Here is a 991-nt window from a genome sequence, read left to right on the forward strand (position 1 = left end):
TATCGGCGGTGCCGTTAAAATCCTCCAGTCCGGTGTGTTCCCGCACGGCTTCGGCGACGTCCAGATAGTATTCAAGCTCGCGGCGTTCGGCGATGAAGCCGCCCGAAACCGTTACGTGGTCAAAGCCTTCCCGATACGCGGCGGCGACGGACTCCCCCGCCTGCCGCGGCGTCTTCCAGCCTATGCCCTGCGCCTCGCCGTATGCCGCTTTTGTGGCGTTTATGTTGCAGAACAGGCAGTCCAGCCCCTTGTCTTTCAGGGAACACTCGTTGCTGTAGGCGACGATCAGCGCGCCGTACCCGGCGTCAACCGCCACGGTGCGCATCGCCGTTCCGTCCGACGTATTCAGCCGGTAGTACGCCGGGCGTCTGGGAAAGCCGACTTTTTCAAACACGGCTTTGCCGCCGTCGTACACGTTGTACTGCCCGTCCTCATACCTGAGGGACAGGGGGCTGTCCGTGTTCCAGTGTATTCTCACCCAGTAGTTCCCCTCCGGCGTCAGAAAGTAGTCGGGGAACTCGACTCCGCTGTGCCAGTGTTTGTCGCGGGAAAACATGCAGTGTACGCGCTCGGTATACTCGACGCCCAGCGCGAGGTGCCTGAATATATCCGGCTCAAAGGCGATTCCTTCCGCCAGAATCCGGTTTTTCAGGTAGATTTCGTCCCTCAGCTTCCGCTTTTCAGCCTCTGTCATTGCGTTTTCTCCCTCATTCCTTACCGCCGCCTCCGCCCTGTCTGCGTGCCTGACAGCCGCTTTAGCCGCGGGGAACGTTCGGGTTCTTTGAGGGAACTCTACATTAGGCGCGGAATATAGGCAAGCGCACGCAGCGTGCCTGTGCCCCGCCCGCATAACTGCCTGTTATGCGGGCGCATAACTGCCTGTACTCCGCCCGCATAACCGTCGGTGATGCGGGCGGGCGCGTTCACGTTACCGTCAGCGTTTTCCGGTAGTCTATGACGCGCGTATCCCTGAGCAGTTGTTTGCCGTGCA

The 991-nt window shown here is 60.3% G+C and carries 2 protein-coding genes; both read right to left on the reverse strand.

Annotation, left to right across the window (positions count from 1 at the left end; translation table 11 throughout):
* Window positions 1-694: radical SAM protein (locus AWU74_RS06105; RefSeq protein ID WP_368853462.1), on the reverse strand; the 694-nt coding region annotated here is incomplete at its 3' end.
* Between the two features lie 98 nt (window positions 695-792).
* The coding region (locus AWU74_RS12755) for a hypothetical protein (RefSeq protein ID WP_238580201.1) at window positions 793-991 on the reverse strand (199 nt) is incomplete at its 5' end.

Source organism: Treponema endosymbiont of Eucomonympha sp., from assembly GCF_001028545.1.